A 23,834-nucleotide genomic window follows, 5' to 3' on the forward strand; every position below is an offset into this window, starting at 1 on the left:
CTAGAGTGTGCGCGTGAACGAGGAGAACTCCGCAGTCATCGCCGGGCGCTACCAGTTGGTCGAGCTGATCGGCCAGGGCGGCATGGGCCGGGTCTGGCGGGGCGTCGACCGGCAGCTCTTCGGCCGCGAGGTCGCCGTCAAGGAGATCCTCTTCCCGCCCGGGCTGGACGACGGCGAACGCGCCACACTGCTCCGGCGCTTCACCGGCGAGGCCCGGGCGGCGGTCACGCTCAGCCACCCCGGGATCATCACCATCCACGACGTCGTGGAGCACGACGGCGCACCTGTCATCGTCATGGAGTTCATCCGGGGCCAGTCCCTCGCCGCGGCCGTCCGGGAGCAGGGCCGGCTGCCGGTGCGACGGGTGGCCGAGATCGGCGCCGCCATGCTCGACGCCCTGACCGAGGCGCACGAGGCGGGGATCGTCCACCGCGACATCAAGCCGGACAACGTGCTCCTGACCAAGGACCGGGTGGTCCTCACCGACTTCGGCATCGCCCACCTGTCGGACGCCACGACCAGGCTCAGCCGCAGCGGGACCGTCATCGGCACCCCGCAGTACATGCCGCCGGAGCAGTTGGAGGGCAAGCGGCCCACACCGGCCAACGACCTCTGGGCCCTGGGCGCCACCCTCTACCACGCCGTCGAGGGGCGCCCGCCGTTCGACGCCGACGGGCTCCACGCCCTCGCCGTCGCCGTCTTCACCCGCCCCCACCGGCCACCGACCCACGCCGGCCCGCTGGCCCCCGTCCTGGACGCGCTCCTGACCAAGGACCCGGAGCAGCGCGCGAGCGCCGTCGAGGCCGCCGCGCTCCTGGCCTCGGTGCTGCGCGGCACCCTGCCGGGGCCGGCGGCGGAGCCCGGCACCGGCACGGCCGGCCCCCGGACCGACCTCGGGGAGGCGGCCACGGAAACCGCTCCGACCCCCACCCGGCCCGACCCGAAGGCGGAACCGGTACCCGGGCCGACCGGAGAGCCGGAGGGCGAACTCCCGCCCCCGCCGGAGCGGCCAACCCTCCCGGCCACGCCGCCCACCACCCCCCTGCCGCAGCACGACGACCTGGTCTCGCTCGGCGGGGCGGACCACGACGGACGGGACGAAGGGGCCCGTACCCGGCGGCGCACGCTCGTCCGGCGGTCCGCCGTCCTGGCCGTCGCCCTGGCCACGGTCGCCGCCGGCGGCATCCTGGCCTGGAACCTCACCGGAGGGGCGCCGGCCGGCGGCAGGGGCACGGACGCGGGCGGCGGCAAGGGGGCCGGAGGCGCCGCGGGCCCGGCCGCCACCCGGGTCGTGATCGGGGTGGACGCGCCCCTCAGCGGTGACCTGTCCTTCCTCGGCGTCGGCGTGAAGAACTCCGCCGACCTGGCCGTCAGGAACGCCAACCGGACCCGCCACGTCCCCGGAGTGACGTTCGAGATCAAGGCGCTGGACGACCGGGCGGTGCCCGCCGAGGGCCGGAACAACGCCGCCCGGTTCATCGCCGACGACAAGGTGGTGGGCGTCGTCGGGCCGCTCAACTCCGCGGTCGCCCAGACCATGGTGGGGCCCCTCGAACGGGCGGGCCTGGTCAACGTCTCCCCCGCCAACACCGACACCGCCCTGACGCGCGGCCCCGACTGGGCCGGGGGGAGTACGTCCCGCCCGTACGACACCTACTTCCGCACCGTCGCCACGGACGTGGACCAGGGGCCGTTCGCCGCCCGGTACCTCCACGGCGACGCGCGGAGGACCAAGGTCTTCGTCGTCGACGACACGACCTCCTACGGTACGGGCCTCACCACCGGGTTCAGGAGCGAGTTCGTCGAGCTCGGTGGCACGGTCGTCGGCGCGGACCACGTCGGCCCCGGCGAGAGCGACTTCTCCGCCCTCGTCGCGAAGGTCCGGGCCTCCGGTGCCGACGCCGTGTACTTCGGTGGGTACTACACCACCGCGGCGCCGTTCTCCCAGCAGCTCAAGCAGGCGGGCGTGAACGTCCCGCTGATGGGCGGCGACGGCGTCTTCGACCCGCAGTTCATCCGGTCCAACACCAAGGCCGAGGGCGACCTGGCCACCGGTATCGGCGCGCCCGCCGAGGAGCTGGCCGGCGGACCCCGCTTCCTCTCCGAGTACCGGGCGGCCGGCTACCCGGAGGACCCCGGCGCGTACGGCGCCTACGCGTACGACGCGACCTGGGCCGTCATCGAGGCGGTGAAGGCCGTGGCGGCGGCCAACGGCGGCACCCTTCCCCCGGACGCGCGGGCGAAGATGCCACGGGCCGTGGCGGAGGTGTCGTTCGACGGCGTCACCGGGCGGGTGGCGTTCGACGCGTACGGCGACACGGTGAACCGCCGACTCACCGTGCACGCGGTGGAGGGCGGCGTCTGGAAGAGCGTGAAGAGCGGCCCGCACACTCCCTGACCGCGGCGCGCAGCCCGGGCGAGGGCCCGGGTGGGGGCCCCGGGTGGGGCCCACCGGGGGGGGGCGGCTCCGTCACCGATGCGCCGGGGCGGTACCCGGTGCGGCAGGAGCGGACACCACTCCCCCGGCCGGGCGACGAGGATCCGCCGGGCCGGACGACGCCGTTGACGAGGGCGTCGGTGCTCACCCGGTGCTCGACAGCGACCGCATGTCAACCACAGTTGACATGCGGTCGCTGTCAACGTACGTTGACACCATGACCGATGCGACCGATCTCGCCGCACGGGCGGGCGACCGGGACCCCCGAGTCGGGCTCCGGGCCGTCTCCGCCCTGCGGCGACTACTGGAACAACTGGAAGCCGTCCAAGTGCGCAGTGCGCGCAACCAGGGGTGGTCGTGGCAGGAGATCGCGACCGAACTGGGCGTCAGCCGCCAGGCCGTCCACAAGAAGTACGGGAGGCAGTGATGTTCGAGAAGTTCACGAAGGCCGCACGTTCCGTGGTGAAGGGGGCGTTCGAGCACGCCGAGCGGGGTGGCGCGACGGCCGTCACCCAGGAGCACCTGCTGCTGGCCTTGCTCGACCGGGAGGACACCCGGGCGGCGGACGCCCTGCGAGGGCTGTGCCCGCCGGACCGCCGCCCGTCGCTAGTGGCCGCCCTCGATGACGCCCGGCGCCGGGCGGGGCTGTCGCGGGCGGACGCCGAGGCGCTGGCGGACCTCGGGATCGACGTCGGAGCGATCGTGGCGCGGATCGAGGAGACCCATGGCCCGGGCGCGCTGACGGGCGGCGCCAGGAGGCCGGCGCGGCGCTCGGGCCGCCGGCCGTTCTCACGGGAGGCCAGGGCGGTGCTGGAGCAGTCCCTCCGGATGGCCCTGGCCCGCAAGGACCGGGAGATCGGCGACGAGCACATCCTCCTGGCCCTGACGACGACCGGCGGGGTCGTGGCGGAGACCCTGGCCGACCACGGCGTGACGTACGCCTCCGTCGACACCGCGATGTCGGGGGCCCGCACCCACTGACCGCCGTTCACGTCCGCGCCCGGTTCACCCCGACTGCCACCACGGCCCGCCCCGCCCCTCCGGCGAACCGGTGCTATTCAGTCACCTTGGATGGACGTTCGATGAACCGGGCACGGCCGACGGCAGGTCAGCGACCGTGCCACATGGGGCACTTCGGGCGCTCACCGTCCGTCAAGGACCGGTCGCGCACCGCGCCCACCCCCTCTGAGCTGCCAGAACGACCATTCGGTCGCCGATAATCGAACGAGTTGTCTGTAAATCGGTCATCGATGTGCAGGTGACCTTCACATTCGACAGACTCAGCGGCGTCTGCACAACGAAGCGCAGAGAACTACCGCATTCAACCTTTGAATCGAAAGAGAGTCCTGTCGTGCGTCGCCACATCGCTGCTGTCTCCGCCACCGCCCTCCTGAGCCTGGCCTGCGCCACCGGCGCCGCGGAAGCCAAGCCCTCCAGCCTCTACGCCCCGTCCGCGATGGTCCTCACCATCGCCAAGGGCGCGGGGGACGCAGCCACCGTCGTACGCGCGTCCACCCTGAGCTGCGCGCCGACCGCCCAGGGGACTCACCCCAACCCGGAGGCCGCCTGCGCGGCCCTCGCGGCGACCGCCGGCACCTTCGACACGCTCCTGGCGTCGCCGGACACCGGCCGTGCCTGTCCGATGCACTACGACCCCGTCACGGTCACCGCGGACGGCGTCTGGCAGGGCAGCCGCGTCTCCTGGAAGCACACCTTCTCCAACGCGTGCACCATGTCGGTGACGTTCAACGGGAACCCCGTCTTCGCGTTCTGATCCCCCCGCCCCTACCGGGCCCGCCTCCCGCACCACACCCGTCGCACGGCGGGGCCGTGACGGCCCCGCCGTGCGACGCGCGTCCGGGCCGCCGCCTGCCGAGCGCCGCCCCGTTTTTCCGGGGCAGGGGTGTCTTGCCGATCCGGCCGGATCGGCAAGACACCCCCTAGAGCTTTCCGGGCTTGTACTTCTTCGGCAGCGTGTAGACGAACTCCCGCGGGTCCGCGTACGCCGGCTCCAGCCAGTCCGAAACGCTGTGGTACCCGAGCGAGTAGAGGTTCCGGCCCGGGTCCCAGGTGTTGTAGGCCAGGATGGACGCCCGCTTCCTGGCCATGTGGGCCGCCGGGATGTGGAGCACGTAGTCGGCGCCGCGACCGCGGTCCGCCGGGTCGGAGAAGTGCTTGTACGCGTAGATGTAGTTGAAGCGGACGTCGGTGAGCTCACCGTTCTTCATGAGCCAGTAGGCGGCATCGCTGCACGCCTTGTGCGTGTCGGTCCCGTCCAGCCATCCGGCCGCGAACTTGTGCGAGGCACCGGGGTACTGCTGGGCGAGGGCCCGGACCTTGGCCATGACCTTCTTGACGAAGTTGTCGTAGTCGCCGAAGGCCTCGTCCGAAAGCTTGAAGTTGATGACCTTGTCCACCCCGAGGGCTTTGGCGGAGAGAGCGAACTCGGCGGTACGGCCCGCGACCACCTCCGGCGTCGGCCAGCTCTCCTGCCAGCCGAGCCGGTGATGGTGCCCGGGGGCGGAGCACCTGTCGCCGAGCGTCTTGCAGTCGCCCTGGTTCATGTATTCGGCGAGGCCGCCGTTCTCCCCCTTGCTCACCAGCACCAGGTACACCGGCCTCCCGGCCGCTTTGTGTTCCAGGATCGACCCGGCGAGCCCGATGGCCTCGTCGTCCTGGTGGGGCGAGTAGAAGATCGCCGGCGCCGCCGCCGCCGAGGCGCTGGACGCGCCCACGGTGCCGTCGAGCGCCACTCCGGCGGCCACCAGGCCGGCGGTCGTCAGCACCGACCGCCTGGACGGGCCGGACGGGACGGAACGGTTCGGGACATGAGCGGGCATGCGGTGTCTCCTCGTACGCGACGGATGGGCCGCCGGGTGGCGCGCCCGCCACGGGCGACACGGCACCGCGGCGCGGCATGCGCCCAGCCTGTCGAGGGCCCCTAACGTTTCACTGACGTTCCCCTGCCGTCGCCCCGCGGCCGCCCCGGCCCGCGCGCGGTGTTCACCTGTCCGGGCCGAGCCGCCGGTGGCTGCCGGACCGGCCGATGTCCAGGTCGAGGAGCGCGGTCAGGGCCGTGCCGCTGTTCCAGAACCCGAGGAGGTCGACGTCGACGAGGACCAGACGGTGACGGGCCGCGAAGGCCCTGGCCTGCCGGGTGAAGGTGCACGAGGCGACGAAGAGCGGGACGTCCGCGCCGTGTTCGCTGCGGGCGGTGCCGTTGAACTTCTGGAGGTCGGGACTGCCGACGGAGCGGTGCTTGGCGTAGCGCTTGCACTGGACGACGAGCCTCCGGCCGTCCGGCAGGCGGCCCGTCACATCGGCGCCCAGGTCGTTCGCGCCGCCCACGCGGCGGACTCCGGTGCACCCGTCCCGGCGGCACAGGTCCGCGACGAACTCCTCGAACTCCCGGTGGCCCATGCCCCACACCGCCTCCATCGAGCGCACCGCGCGGAGCCGCGCCTGCTCCGCCAGACGGATCCTCTCGGCCTCGGCTTCCCGCAGCCCCGCCCGTACCAGCACCCCCACCAGAGCCCCGGCCCCCAGGACCACCGAGACCACCAGCACCCAGGCGCCCGTTCCCATGCCCCGCTCCTCCCCCGCGCCACCGTCCGCCCGCTACCCTCCCCATCGGCGGTGTGCTTCATCCCTGGGTCACCACTCGCCGTGGCGGCGGGGGGCCGGGGGCAATGTCTCAAGCCGGCGCGGCGGGGTTTCAGCGGGCGCGGCGGATGCGGATCGGGCCGCGGGCCTCCGTCGGATCGACGGGGCGTCCCCCCTGGGTGATCTCGACCTCCCCGGCCGTGACCAGACGCCGAGCGGCGCTGCGGGCGGGTTCCATGAGCGCGCGCCAGCCGTCGTCGTCCTCCTCGTACACCGCACGGGCGGCGTCGGAGGGGCAGATCGTCGCGGTCGGAGCGCGCCGAGCCAGCAGATCCAGGATGGCTCGTTCCAGGCGCCGGTCCAGCCGCCTTTCGCTGTCCGTCACCCCTCCAGTATCGCCACTGGCCGTCATGCCCATCAGGACGCCGGGCCGGGGCCGGTACGTCGCTCGACGGCCGCCCCGGCCGCGCGGCGAAGCGGGTGGCGGGGTGGGTTCCGTACCCTTGCGGCATGCGGATGCGCCCCACGTTGAGCTGGACCCCGGCGGAGGACTGGCCTCCGGGCACCACGGACCTGGAGCCGGTCGCGCGGGCGCTGAGCGACGGCGGTGTGCTGGTGCTCAGCGGCGCGGGTCTGTCCACGGAGTCGGGCATCCCGGACTACCGGGGCGAGGGCGGCAGCCTGAGCCGGCACACCCCGATGACCTACCAGGACTTCACCGCCTGCGCACAGGCCCGGCGCCGGTACTGGGCGCGCAGCCACCTCGGCTGGCGTACGTTCGGCCGCGCCCGGCCCAACGCCGGGCACCGGGCCGTGGCCGCGTTCGAGCGGCACGGTCTGCTCTCGGGCGTGATCACGCAGAACGTCGACGGGCTGCACCAGGCCGCAGGCAGCGAGGGTGTCGTGGAGCTCCACGGCAGCCTGGAGCGGGTCGTCTGCCTCTCCTGCGGTGCCTTCAGTGCGCGGCGCGACCTGGCACAGAGGCTGGAGGAGGCCAACGCGGGGTTCGATCCGGTGGCCGCCGCGATCAAGCCGGACGGGGACGCCGACCTCACCGACTTGCAGGTCGGGGACTTCCGCGTGGTGTCTTGCGCGGTCTGCGGCGGCATTCTCAAGCCGGACGTGGTGTTCTTCGGCGAAGCCGTTCCCCCGGAGCGGGTCGAGCACTGCCGCGGGCTGGTCCGCGAGGCGGCCTCGCTGCTGGTCCTGGGCTCGTCCCTCACGGTGATGTCGGGGCTCCGCTTCGTCCGCCAGGCTGCCGAGGCCGGCACTCCGGTGCTGATCGTCAACCAGGACCCGACCCGAGGCGACCGGCACGCCGTCACCCGGCTCGCCCTCCCCCTGGGAGCCGCGCTCACGTCCCTCGCGGAGCGCCACGGCATCCCCCTCGACGGCGGAACGGCGACCCGGCTGCCGTCATGACGGTGCCCACGGGCCCGAAGGCAGCCGCGGAGCCGGGGTTCCGGGCGTGGAAGAAGAGGTCCCGGGCGGTACGGTCCCGCCGGGACGCCCGGAGGCGCGCACCGAACAGGTGCGGGCCTCGGGCGTCCGAGGGAGGCCGGGCCCCGAGGGGCGTCCGGTCAGCGCTTCGCGGGCTTCTTCGGGGCCGGCTTCTTCGTCGGGACCGGCTTCTTCTTGGCGGCCTCGTCCTTCGCGCGGACCGCGTCCTGGCCGACGTCCAGGAAGTGGCGCAGCTCCTCCGGCGTGCCCTTCAGGGCCTTCGCCGCGGCCGCCTTGACCGCGGGGCCGCCCGTCGCGGCGATGCGCGCGACCCGCGCCCGGTCGTCCGCGAGGCGCGCCGTGTCCTGGCCCGTCTCCAGGAAGGCCTCGATGGCCTGCCGGGTACCGGCCCGCATGGCCTGCTTGCCCGCCTCCTTGACCGCCGGGCCGCCCACGCTGATGACCTGGGAGACCCGCACCCGGTCGTCCTGGAGCCGGGCCTCGTACTGGCCGTGCTCCAGGAAGTCGACGATGTCCTCGGGGCTGCCCTTCAGCGCCTTCTTGCCCGCCTCCTTCACTCCGGGTCCACCGCGGCTGAGGATCTGGGAGACCCGCACCTCGTCGTCGACGAGCCGCTCCTCGTACTGGCCGGACTCCAGGAAGCGCCGCATGTCCTCGGGCGTTCCCTCCAGCGCCTTCTGTGCGGCCTCCCGGACGCCCCGGCCGTTGTAGGGGTTGGCCAGCATCTTGAGGATCGCGGCCCGGTCCTTCTCGGCCGGAGATGTGTCCGTTGCCGAGGCGCTCGGCGCCGGGGCGGCCGGAGCGTCGGCGTCCGCGGCGAGCGCCGGGACGGAGAAGAGGAGAGCGGGGGTGATGGCCACCGCCGCGACGATGGCCGGTATCCGGGCCAGCTTCATGCGCACCTACCAAATCAAGGAACGATCTTCACGTCATCTCCAAACGCTTGTCGATCTTGTGTGACGCCCGGCACCGGGTCAAACGGGTTTGCGCTGCCATGTCCGTTTCCGGCCACCCCTTCCGTGTGCGAACGCACTCACCCCCGGGCGGTAAGGCCGCTGCCGCCGCCGGGGAACTGGTGATCAACGGCATCGACGGGCACCACGCGGTCGCCGCCCTGTCGGCCGTCGCGGAGGACCTCGACGGCAAGACGCTCATCGACCACGCCGTTCCGTACGTCTACCGGCACGAGACGCCCTACCCCTGGCCGACGCCGTGGGGCATCATGCCGAAGCTCGACCCCTGCGACACCGACAGCGGGCCGGGGCGGCGCGCCCCGGCGGGTGCCGGGGTGCGCCGCCCCACGGGCGGTACGGGGTCCGGGACCGTCCCGGTCACTTCGGCTCGCGCTGGAACATCGCGGCCGACCAGAAGTAGCCGAGCACCGCGAGCCCCAGGCACCAAGTGACCGCGAGCCACCCGTTGTGGCCGATCTCGCTGCCGAGCAGCAGTCCGCGCAGCGTCTCGATGGCCGGGGTGAACGGCTGGTACTCGGCGACCGGCCGGAACCAGCCCGGCATCGCGTCGACCGGGACGAAGGCGCTGGAGAGGAGCGGCAGCAGGATCATGGGCAGCGCGTTGTTGCTGGCGGCCTCGGCGTTGGGGCTGATCAGGCCCATGCCGACGGCGATCCAGGTGAGCGCCGTGGCGAAGAGGACGAGCAGTCCGAAAGCGGCCAGCCACTCCAGGGCCGTGGCGTCCGTCGCCCGGAAGCCGATGGCCACGCCGACCGCCCCCACCAGGGTCACGCTCAGGACCGACTGGAGCACACTGCCGATCACATGCCCGATGATCACCGAGCCGCGGTGGATCGCCATGGTGCGGAAGCGGGCGATGATGCCCTCGGTCATGTCGTTGGAGACGGACACCGCGGTCCCGACCACCGTGCCGCCGATGGTCATCAGCAGGATCCCCGGCACGACGTAGGCGATGTAGTCGGAACGGTCCGCCCGGCCGCCGCCGATCCCCGCGCTCATCACGTCGCCGAAGACGTAGACGAACAGCAGCAGGAGCATGACGGGGGTCAGCAGCAGGTTCAGGGTGAGGGACGGGTAGCGCCGGGCGTGCAGGAGGTTGCGGCGCAGCATCGTGGACGAGTCACGGACGGCGAGGGAGAGGGAGCTCATCGGACGGTCTCCTTGGGCTGGTGGGGGAGGTCGGCGCCGCTGGTGAGGGCGAAGAACACGTCGTCGAGGTCGGGGGTGTGCACGGTCAGTTCGTCGGCCTCGATGCCGGCGGAATCCAGCCGCTCCAGGACCGAGCGCAGGTCGCGCTGGCTGCCGTCGCTGGGGATCTGCAGCGCCAGCGCCTCGTCGTCCCGGGTGCCGTCGCGCAGGGTGGAGGCGGCGCTCCGGTAGGCGGAGGGGTCGGTGAAGCGGAGCCGGACGTGCCCGCCGGGAACCAGCCGCTTGAGCTCGTCGGCCGTGCCCTCGGCGGCGATCCGGCCGTCGTTCAGCACCGCGATGCGGTCGGCGAGTTCGTCGGCCTCCTCCAGGTACTGGGTGGTGAGGAAGACGGTGACGCCGCCCGTGACGAGCTCGCGGATGATCTGCCACATGTTGTGGCGGCTGCGCGGGTCGAGGCCGGTGGTCGGCTCGTCGAGGAAGATGATCCGCGGGTCGCCGACGAGGGTCATGGCGATGTCGAGGCGCCGTTTCATGCCGCCGGAGTAGGTGGACGCCGGCTTCTTGGCGGCCTCGACCAGGTCGAAGCGCTCCAGGAGTTCGGCGGTGACCCGCCGTCCCTCGCGCTTGGACAGGTGGTGCAGGTCGGCCATGAGGAGCATGTTCTCCTCGCCGGTGATCAGCCCGTCGACGGCGGAGAACTGACCGGTGACGCCGATCGCGGCGCGGACGGCCTGCGGATCGGCGGCGAGGTCGTGGCCCGCGACCTGGGCCTCGCCGCCGTCGGCGGCGATGAGGGTGGAGAGGATCTTCACGGTGGTCGTCTTGCCGGCCCCGTTGGGCCCGAGGAGCGCGAACACCGAGCCGGCCGGGATGCGCAGGTCGATGCCGTCGAGGACGGTCTTGTCGCCGTACGACTTGCGCAGGCCGACGGCGGAGACGGCGGCGGGAGACTGGGGACGACGGCCGTCCCGATTGGACGTGGGCATGACAGATGACGGCATGGAGCCCTCCGTTCGAGGGGTGGTGAAGGGGTGGGGTGGAGGTGCGCGTGCAGATGCGGGGTGCAGGGCGCGGTGCGCGAGGCGGCCGTGCCTGGGGGGCGGGAGCGCGGGAGAGGAGCCGGGCGCTCAGACCCGGGCGCGACGGACGTCGATGTTGCCGTACCGGGTGCGGGCGCGGATCTTGACGGTGTCCTCGGCGGTTTCCGGACCCTCCGAGGCGGAAAGGGCGTTGCGCACCTGTCCGGAGCCCGAGCTGACGTCGAGCCAGGCGGCCGTGCCCTCGCGGACACCGACCTCGATGGCACCGTAGGAGGTCTCCAACTGGACGGTGCCCCGTGCCACTTCCCCCACCCGCAGCGTGCCGTGGGCGGTGGTGGCGGTGACCGAGTCCTCCGCGCGCTGGATGTCGATGTCACCGTTGGCACCGCTCACCCGCAGTGCGCCGGTGGCGGCACCCACGGTCGTGGTGCCGTGCGAGTTCTTCAGGACAGCCGCGCCGTCCAGGAGTCCGGCGCGCAGGCTGCCGGAGCTGGTGGTGATCTCGGCGGCGCCCTCCACCCGCTCCACGGTGATCGAACCGTGCGACGCGGTCAGTTTCAGCGGGCCGGTCGTGTCGAGGCGGACGTCCCCGGACGAGGTCTTCACGTTCACCTCGCCGAGCCGGCCCTCGCCGAGCACCTGGGCCCAGGCGCCGGTGACGTCGATCCGCGAGCCGGTGGGGAGGTCGACCGTCACGTCGACCGTGCCGGTGCGGCCGATGCCGAAGCCCAGGCCGAGCAGGTTGGGCTTGGGCGTCCTGACGGTCAGTACGCCACCGGAGTACGCGACCTCGGTCTGGTCGGCGGCCCGTACGTCGTGGTCCTTCTTCGGGTCGCGGGGCCGTACCTCGACGACGGTGTCGGGCCGGTCGCTCGCGGTGAACTGGAGGGAACCGGCTTCCACGTGCGCGGTGAGCGAGATTGCTGCGGGGGTGTCGAAAGAAGGCATGGCTGTCCCGTCCTCTTGGGTCTTCGGGGCGTCCCCGCTGGTGGGACGTGATGTGGGTGAAGTGGTGCGGGCGGTGCCGGGCGCTAGCGCACCCAGCCCGTGAAGCTCTGTCCGACGGTTCGGGCCTTCTCGGTCGTACGCGGCCGGGTGCCGCCCTCGACCGCCGCCGACACGGCGCGTACGAGCCAGGCGTTGACCGACAGGCCCTCGCGGTTCGCGGCCTCCTCGGCGCGGGCCTTCAGGTGGGCCGGCAGGCGCAGGTTGACCCTGGCCGTACCCCCCTCGTCGCCTTCGGCAGCCGGAGCCGGGGCCTTGAGCGGCTCGACGGGCGCGACCGGCTCCATGGTGGCGCCGCCGTCGCCGGGCGGCGGGGTGACCACGAAGTCGGGGTCGAGCCCGCGCAGCCGTACGTCGACCGAGCCGGGCGCCAGTTCACGGGTGATCTCGGCCATCGCGGCCGACAGCACGTTGAGCATCGTGAGCCGGGTCGCCGACTCCAGCGGAGCGGTGAGCCGCTCCGCCAGCTCGCGGGCTTCGTCACCGCCGGCCTCGGCGGCCACCGCGAGTTCACGGCGAAGGGTGTCGACATAGGGGGTGAGGTCCATGACGCCATCATGGCACCATCCTGGCGCCATTGGCAAGCGCCCGTGGCACACCCTGGCAATCACCTCCGTGCGCACGCGGCTGACCTGGGAAAACAGCGTGGCACCAACCCGGGCGTCCGTGGCACCACGCACGGGTGGAGCGGCCGGGTGTTGCGTGATGGCGCCGGATGGCACCAAGTGGCGCCACCTTGCACCCATCCCCGACGTCACCGGCGCGCGTACCCGGCGAACCGGGCGCCCTAGTGTGTGCGGCACCCCCGCCCCAGTCCCCCCAGGCCCGACCGACAAGGAGTACCCGTCGTGCACGTCGAGATCCCCCCGCTCATCCGCGACACCGCCCGCCACTTGGGCGCCGGCGTTCCGTACGCCTTGAAGGTGCTGGCCGGCCGGCTGGCCGAGGAACCGGACCTGGGCCACCCCTCCGGACTGCCGGGGATCCTCACGGTGATGGTCGACGGCGACCTGTTCGAGGACTGCCCCGCCCTGGCCGTCGGCTACGTCCGCGAGCCCGACCGGATCGAGATCCGGTACGTCTCCCGGGCCCCCTCCGCCGAGCCGGCCGGGGGCGCGGCCGAGTCCGCGACCGGGCCCCCGAAGGGAAGCGCCGACGGGGGGCCCGTCGAGGCTCCGCCGTACGACACCGTCACCGCCTCGATCACCGTGCGACAGGTCGCCGACGCCTGGCACCGCGTCACGGTGTGGCTGCGGAGCCACGCCCCCGCGTCCTACGCGGCGCTCCATGAGGGCGCCGGCCCGGCGGCGCTCGCCGCGCTGGAGGAGAGGTTGGGTATGGCCATACCCCTCGAATTACGCGCCCTGTGGTCGCTGACCGCCGGCGACGGCGGGGCGGGCGGCGGGGGATGCCTGCCCGGCAACCGGGTCCTGATGGACCTGGACTCCGTGGCCGCCGCCTACCGGCTGAAGACGCGGTCCCGGGCTCGGGGGGAGTCCTGGAGGCCGACCTGGATACCGTTCGTCGCCCTCGGCCCGGCCGACACCACCTCGGGCCTGTACCTGGACGCCTCGACGGGCCGTCTGGGCAGTTGGTCGCGCTTCGGCGACTCCCCCGCCGCGGAGTCCGACACCCTGGTCACGTACCTGGAGGAGACGGCCGACATGCTCGAAGCCCCGGCCCTGGCCACCCGGGACAGGCCCGGCCTGATCGGCGGGGCCCTGGTGTGGCTCGGCGGCGTCGACCCCGCGCGGGAGGAGCACTGGCGGCCCTGGACCGGCTGACCAACCCCCGGCGGGGCCCTGCCGTGGAACGCGGGCGGGGGGCGGGGGGCGGGCCCTGGCCGTGGGGTTCAGCCCACCTCGACGGAACCGGCGGGCGGCTCGGTGGCGATCTGGATGAGGTTGCCGCAGGTGTCGTCGAAGACGGCGGTGGTGACGGGGCCCATCTCCATGGGCTCCTGGACGAAGCGCACGCCGAGGCCGCTCAGTCGCTCGTACTCGGCCCGCACGTCGTCGACGGCGAACTGGGCGAGCGGGATGCCGTCCCCCACGAGCGCGTCGCGGTACGTCTTGGCGGCCGGGTGGCGGGCGGGCTCCAGGAGCAGCTCGGTGCCGGCGGGCTCGTCCGGCGAGACGACGGTCAGCCACCGGTCCCCCTCCTCCCCCACCGGGACGTCGTACTTCTTCACGAAGCCGAGGACCTCGGTGTAGAAGCGCAGGGCCTTTGCCTGGTCGTCGACGAAGACGCTGGTCATATGGATCTTCACGAGGGGCCCTCCTGGGGTCCGGGTGCGGGTCCGGGTGCGGGTGCGCCGGGCACGAGCCCGCGTCGGCGGCGTGGAACGTGTGGCCGCCCGCCCGCCGGGTTTGGGTGGGTCCGGCGGCTCCGGCACGGCCAGGTACGGGGAGACCGCCTGGCGCGGGCTGCCGAGCCGGTGTTCCGTGGCTCCGAAGACGTCCTCGGCCACGCCGACAGATTAGGCAAGCGACGCGGTGCCCATCACGTCGGACGCGGCCGGCGGGCGGACGGACCCGGCAGGCGGACGAACCCGGCAGGCGGACCAGGGCGAGGACGCGGCCGGCGGCGGCCAGGTCCCCGGCGCGCGTCCCGCCCCGGATACGGACCATGCATCCCGCCGCCCGCGTCCGGCACCGCCCCGGCGGCACGGAACCGCCGGCACGGCCCGTCAGCGGTCCCGGAGGGCGTTGAGCCGGGCGGCCTGCCGAATCAGGTGGTCGCGCTCGGCGAGGTTGGTCGCCTTGTGGGCAGCCTCCGCGTACAGCCGGGCCGCCGTCACCAGGTCGCCGTCGCGCTCGTGGAGGTAGGCCGAGGCCGCGGTGTGGCGGGGCAGGGCGTCGTCCAGCGCCGCGAGCGCCGCCAGCCCGGCCCGCGGTCCGTCGGCCTCGCCGACGGCCACCGCCCGGTTGAGCCGCACGACCGGGCTGTCGGTCAGCCGCGCGAGCTCGTCGTACCACTCGACGATCTGGACCCAGTCGGTCTCCTCGGCGCTGGGCGCGTCGGCGTGGAGCGCCGCGATGGCGGCCTGGGCCTGGAACTCACCGAGCCGGTCGCGGGCGAGGGCCGTCCGGAGGATCCCGACGCCCTCGGCGATCAGGCGTGTGTCCCACCGGCCCCGGTCCTGTTCGGCGAGCGGGACCAGGCTGCCGTCGGCCGCGGTCCGGGCGTTACGCCGGGCGTGGTGGAGCAGCATCAGGGCGAGCAGCCCCGCCACCTCGGGGTGGTCGATCGCGGCCGCGAGCTGCCGGGTGAGGCGGACGGCCTCGACCGCGAGGTCGACGTCGCCGGAGTACCCCTCGTTGAAGACCAGGTAGAGCACGCGCAGCACGGTGGCGACGTCGCCCGGCCGGTCGAACCGCACCCCGGACACGGTGCGCTTGGCCCGGCTGATCCGCTGCGCCATGGTCGCCTCGGGCACCAGATACGCCCGGGCGATCTGCCGCGTGGTGAGCCCGCCGACGGCGCGCAGGGTGAGCGCGACCGCCGACGACGGCGTCAGGGAGGGGTGGGCGCACAGGAAGTAGAGCCGGAGCGTGTCGTCCACGTCCGGCGCCGGCCCGGGCGGGGGCTCCTCCTCGACGAGCTCCTCGCGCCGGCGGCGGGCGCCGTCCGCCCGCGCCTGGTCGAGGAACTTGCGCCAGGCCACGGTGACCAGCCAGCCCTTGGAGTCCCGCGGAGGATCGGCCGCCCATACACGCAGGGCCTCGACCAGCGCTTCCTGTACGGCGTCCTCGGCCGCCGCGAAGTCGGCTCCGCGGCGGACGAGGATCGCGAGCACGCCCGGGGTGAGGCTTCGGAGCAGGAGCTCGTCCATACGGGTGGTCACTCCGTGACGGTGGGCGGCGCGGTCAGGAACGGCCGCAGTTCGAGCCACTCATGGATCGGCTCACCGCCCTTGCCGGGGGCTGCCGACAGTTCGCCGGCCAGTTCGACGGCGCGCTCGTGGCTGTCGACGTCGATCACCATCCACCCGGCGATGAGGTCCTTGGTCTCGGCGAACGGGCCGTCGGTGACCGGGGGCCGGCCCTCGCCGTCGTACCGGACCCACACTCCTTCCGGGGCGAGCGCCTGGCCGTCGACGAACTCGCCGGTCTTCTCGAGGCGGGCCGCGAAGTCCTGCATGTACTGGACGTGCGCCGAGATCTCCTCCGGGGTCCACCGGTCCATGGGGACGTCGTTGGCCGGGGACGGAGCGCCTCGGTAGTGCTTGAGCAGCAGGTACTTGGCCATGGGGTGTCTCCTCGGTCCTGGTACGACCCATTGTGGTCGCGTTCACGGCGGGGACGGAGCCGGTCGCGGGTTCTCGACATCGCCGGCGCGCTCTTTCCAAGATTTTTTCCGAGCCGGTGATCCAGCCGGGGCTCCAACCGCTGCTCCAGCCCGTGCTCCAGCCGGTGCCGAACGCGCGCCCGGGGCGGTGAAAGGGCCGGGCCGGGGGATGGTGAAGGGATGGAACAGTCGACGTACGCGGGGCTCTTCACCCGCAGGTTCGGTCCCCCGCCGAGCGAGGGCTCGCCCAGTGTGGTGCTGGTGCACGGTCTGGGGCTCTCGGGGCGGTACTTCGTGCCGCTGGCGCGGTTGCTGGCGGCGGGCGGGGCGACCGTGTTCGTACCGGACCTGCCGGGCAACGCGCGGTCGCGGGGCGCGGTACGGCGGGCGCCGTGCGTCGCGGAACTCGCCGGGGCCCTGGAGCGCTGGCACCGGGGGCTGGGCCTGGGGCCGAGCCTGCTGGTGGCGAACTCGGTCGGGTGCCAGGTGGTCGCGGCCTTCGCCGCCCGTCATCCGCGGCTGGTGCGCCGCGTCGTGATGGTCGGTCCGGCGCTGGAGCCCGGCGCGGGCGGCTGGCGTCAGTGCCTGCGGCTGCTGGCGGACGCGCCCCGCGAACCGCTCCCGCTGCTCGCGGTGGCGGTGGGCGACTACCTGGTGACCGGCCCCCTCCGGTTCGCCGCCTCGTTCCGGCACGCGCTGCGGGACGCGGCCGAGTCGTTCGAGGGGCATCTGGCCCGGGTGGCCGCACCGACCCTGGTCCTGCGGGGCGCGGGTGACACGATCGCCTCCAGGGACTGGACCCGGCGTGTCGCGCGCGTGGTCGGTGACGGCCGCGCGGCCGAGGTGCGGGGTGCCGCGCACGCGGCGCACTACAGCGCGCCGGGTGCCGTGGCCGCGCTGATCGAGCAGTTCACCGCTGGAGGACACACGTGAGACCGACGAGGACGTCCGGCGGTTCGCCGTCCGAGGACACGGACCGCCCGTCGCCCTGGCTGCGCATCCTGCCGGGCATCTCCCCCGAGCGGCGGGGTTTCGTGCTGGCGTGGTGGGGCTTCGCTCTCACCTTCGGCGGCATGCGCCTGCTCACCTGGCTCATCCACATCGACGTGGCGGGGGTGGGCGACGTACAGGCCGGCGGGGTCCACCTGCACCACTACGTGTGGGGCATCCTGCTGCTCGTGGGGGTGGGCGCGGCCGGGCTGGTCGAGCGCTCCGCGCGGGCACGCGCCTGGATGGGGCTCGCCTACGGGGTCGGGCTGGCGCTGGTCGTGGACGAGGCCGCGCTGCTGATCAGCCTTGAGGACGTGTACTGGGACACCGAGGGGGGCGTCAGCATCGCCCTGGCCATCGCGCTGATCGCCGTCGCGGGCGGGGTGCTCGCCGTGACGCGGGCGCGTCGGCGCGGCACGGGGGACGGCGGACGGGACCGGAGATGAACGGCGCGCGGAACACCGGGGCGGGGACGGCGGGGCGTCACCCGGAGCGGGCGGACGCCCCCGGCCGGTGAGGCCGGGGGCGTCCGGTCGGACGGCTTAGAGGTGGCCGAGGGCCACGACGGCGTCGTAGTACTTCTTGGCGACGCGCTTGCACGCCTTGCGCTGGGCCTGGGTGTACGGGCCCCACTGGTGGTCGCACGTGTTGTTCATGTCGTACAGGAACGTCTTGTCGACGCGCTTCTTGTTGCCGGCGCTGAAGGCGTTCAGGCCCTTGTAGTTGCGGTACCCGAAGTCGTGCCGCGCGCAGGCCGACCAGAAGTGGAAGCCGCCCGGGTTGTCCGAGGCGCCGCTGCAACCGTCGGTGTTCCAGTTGAAGCCGTACCTGTTGCTACCGGTGCGCCTCCACTTGTCGCGGTCCACCGTCCAGTCGCCGAGGGCGTCCTGGCTGGCCTCCGTCAGGTGCTTCAGCCGGTTGAGCTTCTGCTGCCGGGTGACCGCGGCGGCCACCGACTCGCCCTCCACGGCCGCGGCGGAAGCGCCCGGCGTGGACGCGGCCGCGGGGGCACTGTCGGCGAGCGCCGGGGTGGCGAGCGAGAACGCCATGACGCCGCCGAGTGTGGCGCCGAGCAGGGCGTTGTTGATCCTCTTCACTTGTGGTTCCCCTCGTTGCTTGCTGTTCCGGGACCTCGTCCCGGAGGTCGGCGCGACCTTGATCGCGCATGGCGACGCTATCGGGCCACACCGATGGCGCCTACCCCTACTCGGCCCCTACTCGTGGCTCAACTCCGCTGGTATGAACGGCTGTTGACATATGGATACGCACTGGTGACGGTTTGCGGCGCCGGCCGTCAGCCGGCCGGCGCATGGGGTTCGCGGGTCGGTTTTCCCTGGACGTTGTGCGGGCCGCCGACGGAGTTGAGGACGGTCTGCGCCTGGTTGTCGACGAGCTTGGTGAACAGCTGCTGGGCGTACCCGAAGATGACGGCCCAGGCGATGATCTGGGCCGACGAGTCGAGGGCCTGGAGGCCGGGAACGAACTCCCCGCGCATGAGGAGCAGGCCGAGCACGGCGGTGAGCGCGCCGGTCGGCAGCTTCAGCAGGGCCAGTGCCACGGGGACGTTGTACGGGGTGGACGTGCCCCTGATCCTCCGCAGTGACGTGGTGGCGGCGACCGTGGCCGCCACGATGCCGGTGAACGCGACGACGGGGTAGTCCCACGGGGAGGCGACCGCCGCGTACAGCTCGTCGATGTCGCCGCCGGGCTCCGCGCTCCGGGGGGACATGTCGCTCGCGGTGGGGCAGACGATGCCGATCTTCTCGGGGTGGAAGCACAGGGGCACGGTCCCCGGGGCCAGGGCGCCGAAGGCGGCCACGAGGGCGACGACCACGGACAGCACGATCGCCATCCCGTAGACGACGTGGGTGAAGCTGCGGACCCGGAGGTTCTCCCGGATGTGGGACTGGCGGGCGACGGCGACCGCGTCGACGACCACCTGCCGCTGCACCTCTTGCAACGGGGTGCCGCTGCGGAGGGCCAGGGCGATCTCCTCGACCTGGACCCTGCGTTCGTCGTTGATGGGCAGGTGTTCGCGGACGTACGCCACCAGGCCCGGCATCATCGCCGTCACCTCGTCCAGCGACGACAGGCGCAGCATAAGGTTGTGCGCCATGTCGAAGCGGGTCTGGGCGACGGCCAGGTGCGCGGCGGGGAGGCGCCGGCGGTGGTCGTGGCGGAGCGTGGTGCGGGCTTCCGCCAGCTCCTCGAAGGCCTGGGCGGCCAGCGCCTGCGCCCCCGCCGGGAGCTGGGCACGCGCCGTCTTGGACCGCAGCAGCGCCTCGAGTTCGCTGATCCGTGAGGCCAGGCCCTCCCTCAGCTCCCACAGGCCCTTCTCACACGGATCGGCCCGCCGGCGATCGGGGAGCCCGGGCCCGTCGGGCATGCGCATCGCGCTTCAGCCGCCTCAGCCGCTTCAGCCGCTTCAGCCGCTTCAGCAGGCGAATTCCGGGCTGTTGGCCCAGAAGGCGAGGTGGGACCAGGTCTGAGCGCCGCAGACGCCGTCGACAATGATGTCCGCGCACCCCTGGAACCGGCGCACCGCCGCCCCCGTGACCGGTCCGAAGACTCCGTCGACGAGGAGCTTGTCACCGGTGAGCGAGTTGTTGAGGTAGCACTGCGCCTGTTTGACGGCCGCTCCTGACGAGCCGGCCTTGATCGTGGGGCGGGTGTTGGTGATGGTGCAGATGTCGCTGGGCATGGCGCACTCCCGTACGCAGAGGTCGTTCCGAGGACTCCGGGCGGCAACGAGGCCGTTCTCCGGTGCAACGCCACGCGTCGGGGTTTCCGGGAAGAGGGAAGGCCGATTCCCGTCCGGAAACGCGGGGCCGTGATGCCGAAATGCGGGGGGCCGATGCGGGCGGCGTCCGCGCCGGGTGCCCCGTCCCGATGACGTGGGGTACACCCTGCTTTTTTCCTGCCGTCAGCCTACCTCGCCGCATTGCTTTTCGCATGTCATATGCGGGCGCATGCCGACCGGAGTTGACTTCGATGACACGTCAACAAGGGAATTTTCAACCAAAATTGGGAGCGGAGAATACCAGCTCGTCGGGGTTAACGTGGTATTGAGGGATGAATTCCAGACCGAGCCATACCGAGCAGGCGAGGGGAGATTCAGCCATGGGAAGGCAGCACACCACCTACGCCTTCGAGACGTACCGGGCCGTCGCCGACAGCGAGCGGGCCGCGGAGCTGGCGCTGACCACGTCTCCGTTCCAGATCGAGGTGCGCTTCATCAAAGGCCTGACCAGAGGTCAGAAGGACGTCTTCGCCGAGGCGGCGGACCGCTGGACGCGGGTCATCGTGGGCGACCTGGAAACGGCGGTCGTCCGTGACTTCACGGGTGACGTCGTGATCGACGACCTCCTGATCGACGCCGAGGGCGTCCCCATCGACGGGGTCAACAACGTCCGCAACGTCCTTGGGGAAGCCGGACCCACACGGCTGCGCAGCGAACAGGCCGCCAGCGGCGCCGGACTCCCGGCGACCGGCCACATGAGGTTCGACAGTGCCGACCTGGCACAGATGGAGGAGGAAGGGACACTGCTCGACGTCATCACGCACGAGATGGGACACGTGCTGGGCATCGGGACCATCTGGACGGACTTCGGTCTGCTCAAGGACTTCCCGGGCGACGACCCGACCTTCGTCGGCTCCGGCGCCATGGCGGAGTTCGGCCGGCTCAAGCAGGGCGGCCCCGTGCCGGTGCCGGTGGCCAATGTCGGCGGGGCCGGCAGCGCGGGCGGGCACTGGCGGGAGAGCGTGTTCGACAACGAGCTGATGTCGCCGAGCATCGCGGAGCGGGACAACCCCCTGAGTCGGCTGTCGGTGGCGAGCCTCGGCGACCTGGGGTACACGGTCGACCTCGACGCCGCCCAGGACTACGAGCTCCCCGACCTGCTCGCGATCGCCACCTCGGAGCGTCTCCCGGCGGCGGCGCCGCAGTACGTGGTGCTCCCCACCGTCCCGAGCCGCGTTCCGGCCGAAAGGGCGTGACGACGGCGGCGAATGCCCCCGACGACGCGCTCGACGAGCGCCGGGAGGAATCCCGGCGCTCCCCCTCGCCCACGCTCGCCCGTCAGGCGGCCTTGAGGGCCTGCCCGATCTCCGCGGCCACCTCCGGGTGGGTGAGGTACTCCTCGATGTGGTGCGCCCGGTCACGGGAGTTGGTGACGGCCACGTCGATCGGGTCGCCCTTCCAGGTGTCGCCGAGCGGGCAGCCGATGGCCACGGCGTCGGTCGGGCACCAGGCGTTGATCCAGGGGTACGTGCCGTCCGGGCGCTCGGGTCCGCCGGTGAGCAGCCGGCTGTGCACGCCGTCCAGCCCGAGAGGGCTGCCCGCGGTGACGAGCAGGGCCATGTCCGTTTCCGGACCGAGCCGGGTGAGGAGGTCCATGCCGACGACCGTGCCGAGGCTGTGCGTCACCAGGACGAGCTCGCCGGAGGCCGGTATCGAGGCGAGGACGGTGTCGAGGACCGCGTTCCTGACCCGGGTGTCGTCGAGGTAGGCCGCGACGTCCCGCAGGACGGCGGCGATGAACCACTCGTCGAGGTCCGTCTTGGCGGCCAGCCAACTAAGCTGCCGTTGCAGTGCGCCGATGGCCGGGGCGCCGAACCGCTCGTCCTCCGGACCCGCCTGCGGGGGCATGTGCGCGTCGGCCGCCGCATCGGCGATGAGCCGCTCGTAGGTGTCCCGGGCCGGTCCCGTGGGCGCGCACGCCTCCGCCACCGGGACGGCGGTCACATCGACGTACGGGCGGGGGACGGCTTCGTTCCGCTCGAGCGCCGCGATCAGCGTGTCGCCGTAGAACGGGAACCAGGCGTCCTCCGGATCGACGGGGGCCATCCCGGCCCGGGTGAGCCCGTGGTTGAGCCCGGCGGACCAGTCGCGCCGGAGCTTCTCCGTGTCCTTGCCCTGCTGGCTCCTGCCGTGCAGGAAGACGAGGTGCCGGTGGCCGCCGAAGGCGTTCGTGGCGGGCCGGAGACCGACGCGTTCGCCGGCGGCCACGCGCGCGGAACGCGGGACGGCGCCCACGGGGGCGGCGTCCGCCACGGCGTCCACGGGGGCGGTGGCTCCCACGGCGGTCCCGACGGCCGCACCGGTGGCGTCTCCGGTCGCGTCCCCCGGCGGGGAGACGGCCGCCGGCGGAGGGGGTGCGACCGCTCGCGGCACCGCGCCGTCGACCCGCAGGCCGGAGTCGGGCCCCATCTCGGCGAGCAGGGCACGCCGTACGGGGTCGAGCGGGACGGCGGCGAGGTGCCGGAGCACGGAGCTGATGCGTACGCCCTCGTTCGCCACCCAGGCGACGGCGTCCTCCCCGTCGCCGGGCTCCCACACCTTGCCGTCCTTGCGCAGCGTACGGCCCTCGGCGTCCTTGTCCGGTACGCCGCTGTGGTGCAAGGCCACCACTTCCCACTGGTCGTTGAAGACCGGTGAGCCGGAGTTCCCCGGCTCGGTGTCGGTCCTGTAGTGCAGGAAGTCGTCCAGGCGTACCTGGAGCGCGTTGTCACGGACGGCGATCTCCTTGAGGCGGCCCATCGGGTGACCGATGACGTTCACCGGCTCGCCGATGACCAGCTTTCCACGCTGCACACTGAGCCTGTTCCACCCGAACACCTCCCCCGGCGGCCGGCCGTCGGCGGGGGGAGCCACCAGCACCAGGGCGAAGTCGAGCCGTTCGTCGGCGAGGAAGAACCCACCGACGTCGAGCTCCAGCCGGGTCGACACCCCGGGGGCGTTGTCGATGGTGACCTGGGCGTCGAACTCCAGGAGGCACTGCCGGGCCGACGTCTCGTCGGGCAGGACGTGGTGGTTGGTCATCAGCAGGCGGGGGGAGACCAGGAAGCCGGTGCCGATCGGCAGCTCGCGGCCGTTTTCCCTGGCCAGGATCCGTGCCACGGTACGGGCGGCGCGCGCACCGCGCGGCAGGAAGCTCCATGCCTGTAGTTCCTTGGACAGGCCGAGGATGCGTTCGTACGCCGCGGGGGCGCTGAGCCGCTCCTCACGGATGCTGTCCACCGCCGCGGCGGCGGGCACCGCCTGACGGTCGAGCAGCCGCGCGGCGCGGGCCGCGATCGCCTCCGGCGAGTCCGGGAACCTGACGCCGGCGTCCAGCCGGCGCTCCACCTGGTGACGTTCCGTGCTGGTCCGTTCGTACCGCTCCGCCGCGGCCTCGGCCTGCTTCAGCCGTTCCGAGCGTGTGTCGACCGTCACTGCCATGACCGACCCTCCGGTCCTGTTCCGGGGTTGTCCGTCCGGCCCCGGAGGCCCGTCCGGCTCGCCGGGGCCGGGTGATCGTGACCGCCCTCCTCGTGGCGCGGGACTGGCGGTACCGCGGGGTCCGTTCCACCGGCTGATCGCGTGGCGTGCGGCGCGTCACCCGCCTTCACCGCGTGGTGGACGCTTTTCCCTTCCCTGCTTTCATGCTAGGCACTTCCACCGGCCCGTGCATATGGTGCCCGGCGCGTTTTCCGGCGGCTTTGCGTTGCCCTTTGCTATGTCACGCGGGGTAGTTGACGCGCGGTCGGCCGGCGGAAAGCGGTGACCCGCGACGGGCCGCCCGGAATGACGCCGAAGTTGACCGGGCGACATGTGAATCGGAGACCACGGGCCCGGACATCGGGCGGCGATCGGGAAAGCGCACCGGGACAGGTGCCCCCGTGGGCGGCCGGACGCCGGTGACGACCGGGCTCCGGAATGCGGTGCGTCACCGCCGGGGCCCTAAGGGGCGGGGGACGGTGGCGGTACGTCACCGAAAGCCGCCCGGCAGGTGGCGTCCCTCCCCCCGGCCGGCGGGCCGGGCCGGGCCGGTTACGGGGTTTCCCCGACATGTGGCGGAATTGTGGTCTTTCCGGCACTGGGTTGCGTATGCCGCGAGGGGTGCG

Annotated in this window: 24 protein-coding genes; 9 read left to right on the forward strand and 15 right to left on the reverse strand. The window is 72.8% G+C overall.

Annotated features, from left to right (window positions below):
• Positions 1 to 13 precede the first annotated feature (13 nt).
• The 4 genes from ACZ7LK_RS11500 to ACZ7LK_RS11515 all read left to right on the forward strand — a co-directional run bounded on the left by ACZ7LK_RS11500 (position 14) and on the right by ACZ7LK_RS11515 (position 4,211).
• A complete protein-coding gene (locus ACZ7LK_RS11500; protein ID WP_471139886.1) occupies positions 14 to 2,398 on the forward strand; it encodes a bifunctional serine/threonine-protein kinase/ABC transporter substrate-binding protein in 2,385 nt (794 codons plus the stop codon).
• Positions 2,399 to 2,654: 256 nt separating this feature from the next.
• Positions 2,655 to 2,864, forward strand: a complete 210-nt coding sequence (locus ACZ7LK_RS11505; RefSeq protein ID WP_030315760.1) for a helix-turn-helix domain-containing protein — start codon at positions 2,655 to 2,657, stop codon at positions 2,862 to 2,864.
• Positions 2,864 to 3,418, forward strand: coding sequence for a Clp protease N-terminal domain-containing protein (locus ACZ7LK_RS11510; RefSeq protein WP_469462776.1), 555 nt, complete (start codon positions 2,864 to 2,866; stop codon positions 3,416 to 3,418). The genes ACZ7LK_RS11505 and ACZ7LK_RS11510 overlap by 1 nt, the downstream gene beginning before the upstream one ends.
• Positions 3,419 to 3,788: 370 nt before the next feature.
• Positions 3,789 to 4,211, forward strand: a complete 423-nt coding sequence (locus tag ACZ7LK_RS11515; RefSeq protein ID WP_469462775.1) for a subtilase-type protease inhibitor — start codon at positions 3,789 to 3,791, stop codon at positions 4,209 to 4,211.
• Between the two features lie 166 nt (positions 4,212 to 4,377).
• Here the strand turns inward: ACZ7LK_RS11515 and ACZ7LK_RS11520 are convergent, their stop codons facing one another.
• The 3 genes from ACZ7LK_RS11520 to ACZ7LK_RS11530 all read right to left on the reverse strand — a co-directional run bounded on the left by ACZ7LK_RS11520 (position 4,378) and on the right by ACZ7LK_RS11530 (position 6,425).
• Positions 4,378 to 5,277 carry a PIG-L deacetylase family protein gene (locus ACZ7LK_RS11520; RefSeq protein WP_469465302.1) on the reverse strand — a complete coding sequence of 300 codons (900 nt, stop codon included), beginning with the start codon at positions 5,275 to 5,277 and terminating at the stop codon, positions 4,378 to 4,380.
• 163 nt (positions 5,278 to 5,440) lie between these two features.
• A complete protein-coding gene (locus ACZ7LK_RS11525) occupies positions 5,441 to 6,022 on the reverse strand; it encodes a restriction endonuclease (protein ID WP_471139890.1) in 582 nt (193 codons plus the stop codon).
• A 130-nt stretch (positions 6,023 to 6,152) separates the two neighbouring features.
• Positions 6,153 to 6,425, reverse strand: coding sequence for a DUF3253 domain-containing protein (locus ACZ7LK_RS11530; protein WP_471139893.1), 273 nt, complete (start codon positions 6,423 to 6,425; stop codon positions 6,153 to 6,155).
• Positions 6,426 to 6,550: 125 nt separating this feature from the next.
• Between ACZ7LK_RS11530 and ACZ7LK_RS11535 the strand changes: the two genes are divergently transcribed.
• Complete coding sequence (locus ACZ7LK_RS11535; RefSeq protein WP_471139896.1) at positions 6,551 to 7,462, forward strand: NAD-dependent protein deacetylase; 912 nt, start codon at positions 6,551 to 6,553, stop codon at positions 7,460 to 7,462.
• Between the two features lie 158 nt (positions 7,463 to 7,620).
• On the opposite strand, the gene ACZ7LK_RS11540 is transcribed toward ACZ7LK_RS11535, so the two are convergent.
• From ACZ7LK_RS11540 to ACZ7LK_RS11560, 5 genes are all read right to left on the reverse strand, one after another.
• Positions 7,621 to 8,397, reverse strand: coding sequence for an ALF repeat-containing protein (locus tag ACZ7LK_RS11540; protein ID WP_469465303.1), 777 nt, complete (start codon positions 8,395 to 8,397; stop codon positions 7,621 to 7,623).
• Positions 8,398 to 8,832: 435 nt separating this feature from the next.
• Entirely contained in the window at positions 8,833 to 9,624 is a 792-nt protein-coding gene (locus ACZ7LK_RS11545) for an ABC transporter permease (protein ID WP_471139898.1), read from the reverse strand.
• The gene (locus ACZ7LK_RS11550) at positions 9,621 to 10,625 is read right to left on the reverse strand and encodes an ATP-binding cassette domain-containing protein (protein WP_392273086.1); all 1,005 of its coding nucleotides are present in this window, start codon (positions 10,623 to 10,625) and stop codon (positions 9,621 to 9,623) included. The genes ACZ7LK_RS11545 and ACZ7LK_RS11550 overlap by 4 nt, the downstream gene beginning before the upstream one ends.
• A gap of 126 nt (positions 10,626 to 10,751) precedes the next feature.
• On the reverse strand, positions 10,752 to 11,612 hold the full coding sequence (locus ACZ7LK_RS11555) for a DUF4097 family beta strand repeat-containing protein (RefSeq protein WP_392273085.1): 861 nt from the start codon (positions 11,610 to 11,612) through the stop codon (positions 10,752 to 10,754).
• An 83-nt stretch (positions 11,613 to 11,695) separates the two neighbouring features.
• A complete protein-coding gene (locus ACZ7LK_RS11560; protein WP_469464634.1) occupies positions 11,696 to 12,217 on the reverse strand; it encodes a toxin-antitoxin system HicB family antitoxin in 522 nt (173 codons plus the stop codon).
• 300 nt (positions 12,218 to 12,517) lie between these two features.
• On the opposite strand from ACZ7LK_RS11560, the gene ACZ7LK_RS11565 reads away from it, so the two are divergent.
• A complete protein-coding gene (locus ACZ7LK_RS11565; RefSeq protein WP_471139902.1) occupies positions 12,518 to 13,453 on the forward strand; it encodes an SMI1/KNR4 family protein in 936 nt (311 codons plus the stop codon).
• 68 nt (positions 13,454 to 13,521) lie between these two features.
• Here the strand turns inward: ACZ7LK_RS11565 and ACZ7LK_RS11570 are convergent, their stop codons facing one another.
• The 3 genes from ACZ7LK_RS11570 to ACZ7LK_RS11580 all read right to left on the reverse strand — a co-directional run bounded on the left by ACZ7LK_RS11570 (position 13,522) and on the right by ACZ7LK_RS11580 (position 15,920).
• A complete protein-coding gene (locus ACZ7LK_RS11570; RefSeq protein WP_392273082.1) occupies positions 13,522 to 13,938 on the reverse strand; it encodes a VOC family protein in 417 nt (138 codons plus the stop codon).
• A 420-nt stretch (positions 13,939 to 14,358) separates the two neighbouring features.
• Positions 14,359 to 15,504: an RNA polymerase sigma factor gene (locus tag ACZ7LK_RS11575; RefSeq protein WP_471140620.1), complete on the reverse strand. Its 1,146-nt coding sequence runs from the start codon at positions 15,502 to 15,504 to the stop codon at positions 14,359 to 14,361.
• An 8-nt stretch (positions 15,505 to 15,512) separates the two neighbouring features.
• Positions 15,513 to 15,920 carry a YciI family protein gene (locus ACZ7LK_RS11580; protein WP_392273081.1) on the reverse strand — a complete coding sequence of 136 codons (408 nt, stop codon included), beginning with the start codon at positions 15,918 to 15,920 and terminating at the stop codon, positions 15,513 to 15,515.
• Positions 15,921 to 16,139: 219 nt separating this feature from the next.
• Here ACZ7LK_RS11580 and ACZ7LK_RS11585 point away from each other — a divergent pair, with 219 nt between their 5' ends.
• Both ACZ7LK_RS11585 and ACZ7LK_RS11590 read left to right on the forward strand, forming a co-directional pair.
• Positions 16,140 to 16,892 (forward strand): alpha/beta fold hydrolase, encoded by a 753-nt coding sequence (locus ACZ7LK_RS11585; RefSeq protein WP_392273080.1) that lies wholly within the window; start codon positions 16,140 to 16,142, stop codon positions 16,890 to 16,892.
• Positions 16,889 to 17,395, forward strand: a complete 507-nt coding sequence (locus ACZ7LK_RS11590) for a hypothetical protein (RefSeq protein WP_392273079.1) — start codon at positions 16,889 to 16,891, stop codon at positions 17,393 to 17,395. Before ACZ7LK_RS11585 ends, ACZ7LK_RS11590 begins: the two co-directional genes overlap by 4 nt.
• Positions 17,396 to 17,491: 96 nt before the next feature.
• On the opposite strand, the gene ACZ7LK_RS11595 is transcribed toward ACZ7LK_RS11590, so the two are convergent.
• The 3 genes from ACZ7LK_RS11595 to ACZ7LK_RS11605 form a co-directional block, all read right to left on the reverse strand.
• Complete coding sequence (locus ACZ7LK_RS11595; protein ID WP_392273078.1) at positions 17,492 to 18,046, reverse strand: phospholipase; 555 nt, start codon at positions 18,044 to 18,046, stop codon at positions 17,492 to 17,494.
• A gap of 197 nt (positions 18,047 to 18,243) precedes the next feature.
• Positions 18,244 to 19,335 carry a hypothetical protein gene (locus ACZ7LK_RS11600; RefSeq protein ID WP_469464636.1) on the reverse strand — a complete coding sequence of 364 codons (1,092 nt, stop codon included), beginning with the start codon at positions 19,333 to 19,335 and terminating at the stop codon, positions 18,244 to 18,246.
• 48 nt (positions 19,336 to 19,383) lie between these two features.
• Positions 19,384 to 19,650, reverse strand: a complete 267-nt coding sequence (locus ACZ7LK_RS11605) for a peptidoglycan-binding domain-containing protein (protein WP_392273076.1) — start codon at positions 19,648 to 19,650, stop codon at positions 19,384 to 19,386.
• Positions 19,651 to 20,069: 419 nt separating this feature from the next.
• Between ACZ7LK_RS11605 and ACZ7LK_RS11610 the strand changes: the two genes are divergently transcribed.
• Entirely contained in the window at positions 20,070 to 20,945 is an 876-nt protein-coding gene (locus ACZ7LK_RS11610; RefSeq protein WP_392273075.1) for a leishmanolysin-related zinc metalloendopeptidase, read from the forward strand.
• Between the two features lie 82 nt (positions 20,946 to 21,027).
• Here ACZ7LK_RS11610 and ACZ7LK_RS11615 read toward each other — a convergent pair whose 3' ends face one another.
• Positions 21,028 to 23,169: a trypsin-like serine peptidase gene (locus ACZ7LK_RS11615; protein WP_471139910.1), complete on the reverse strand. Its 2,142-nt coding sequence runs from the start codon at positions 23,167 to 23,169 to the stop codon at positions 21,028 to 21,030.
• Positions 23,170 to 23,834: the final 665 nt, after the last annotated feature.

The sequence above is a fragment of the Streptomyces sp. NPDC039423 genome, assembly GCF_055598725.1.

Coding starts and splice junctions, on each gene's coding strand:
- ACZ7LK_RS11505 (WP_030315760.1), top strand. CDS start 2,655: ATGACCGATGCGACCGATCTCGCCGCACGGGCGGGCGACCGGGACCCC.
- ACZ7LK_RS11510 (WP_469462776.1), top strand. CDS start 2,864: ATGTTCGAGAAGTTCACGAAGGCCGCACGTTCCGTGGTGAAGGGGGCG.
- ACZ7LK_RS11520 (WP_469465302.1), bottom strand. CDS start 5,277: ATGCCCGCTCATGTCCCGAACCGTTCCGTCCCGTCCGGCCCGTCCAGG.
- ACZ7LK_RS11525 (WP_471139890.1), bottom strand. CDS start 6,022: ATGGGAACGGGCGCCTGGGTGCTGGTGGTCTCGGTGGTCCTGGGGGCC.
- ACZ7LK_RS11535 (WP_471139896.1), top strand. CDS start 6,551: ATGCGGATGCGCCCCACGTTGAGCTGGACCCCGGCGGAGGACTGGCCT.
- ACZ7LK_RS11540 (WP_469465303.1), bottom strand. CDS start 8,397: ATGAAGCTGGCCCGGATACCGGCCATCGTCGCGGCGGTGGCCATCACC.
- ACZ7LK_RS11545 (WP_471139898.1), bottom strand. CDS start 9,624: ATGAGCTCCCTCTCCCTCGCCGTCCGTGACTCGTCCACGATGCTGCGC.
- ACZ7LK_RS11550 (WP_392273086.1), bottom strand. CDS start 10,625: ATGCCGTCATCTGTCATGCCCACGTCCAATCGGGACGGCCGTCGTCCC.
- ACZ7LK_RS11555 (WP_392273085.1), bottom strand. CDS start 11,612: ATGCCTTCTTTCGACACCCCCGCAGCAATCTCGCTCACCGCGCACGTG.
- ACZ7LK_RS11560 (WP_469464634.1), bottom strand. CDS start 12,217: ATGGACCTCACCCCCTATGTCGACACCCTTCGCCGTGAACTCGCGGTG.
- ACZ7LK_RS11575 (WP_471140620.1), bottom strand. CDS start 15,504: ATGGACGAGCTCCTGCTCCGAAGCCTCACCCCGGGCGTGCTCGCGATC.
- ACZ7LK_RS11580 (WP_392273081.1), bottom strand. CDS start 15,920: ATGGCCAAGTACCTGCTGCTCAAGCACTACCGAGGCGCTCCGTCCCCG.
- ACZ7LK_RS11585 (WP_392273080.1), top strand. CDS start 16,140: ATGGAACAGTCGACGTACGCGGGGCTCTTCACCCGCAGGTTCGGTCCC.
- ACZ7LK_RS11600 (WP_469464636.1), bottom strand. CDS start 19,335: ATGCCCGACGGGCCCGGGCTCCCCGATCGCCGGCGGGCCGATCCGTGT.
- ACZ7LK_RS11605 (WP_392273076.1), bottom strand. CDS start 19,650: ATGCCCAGCGACATCTGCACCATCACCAACACCCGCCCCACGATCAAG.
- ACZ7LK_RS11610 (WP_392273075.1), top strand. CDS start 20,070: ATGGGAAGGCAGCACACCACCTACGCCTTCGAGACGTACCGGGCCGTC.
- ACZ7LK_RS11615 (WP_471139910.1), bottom strand. CDS start 23,169: ATGGCAGTGACGGTCGACACACGCTCGGAACGGCTGAAGCAGGCCGAG.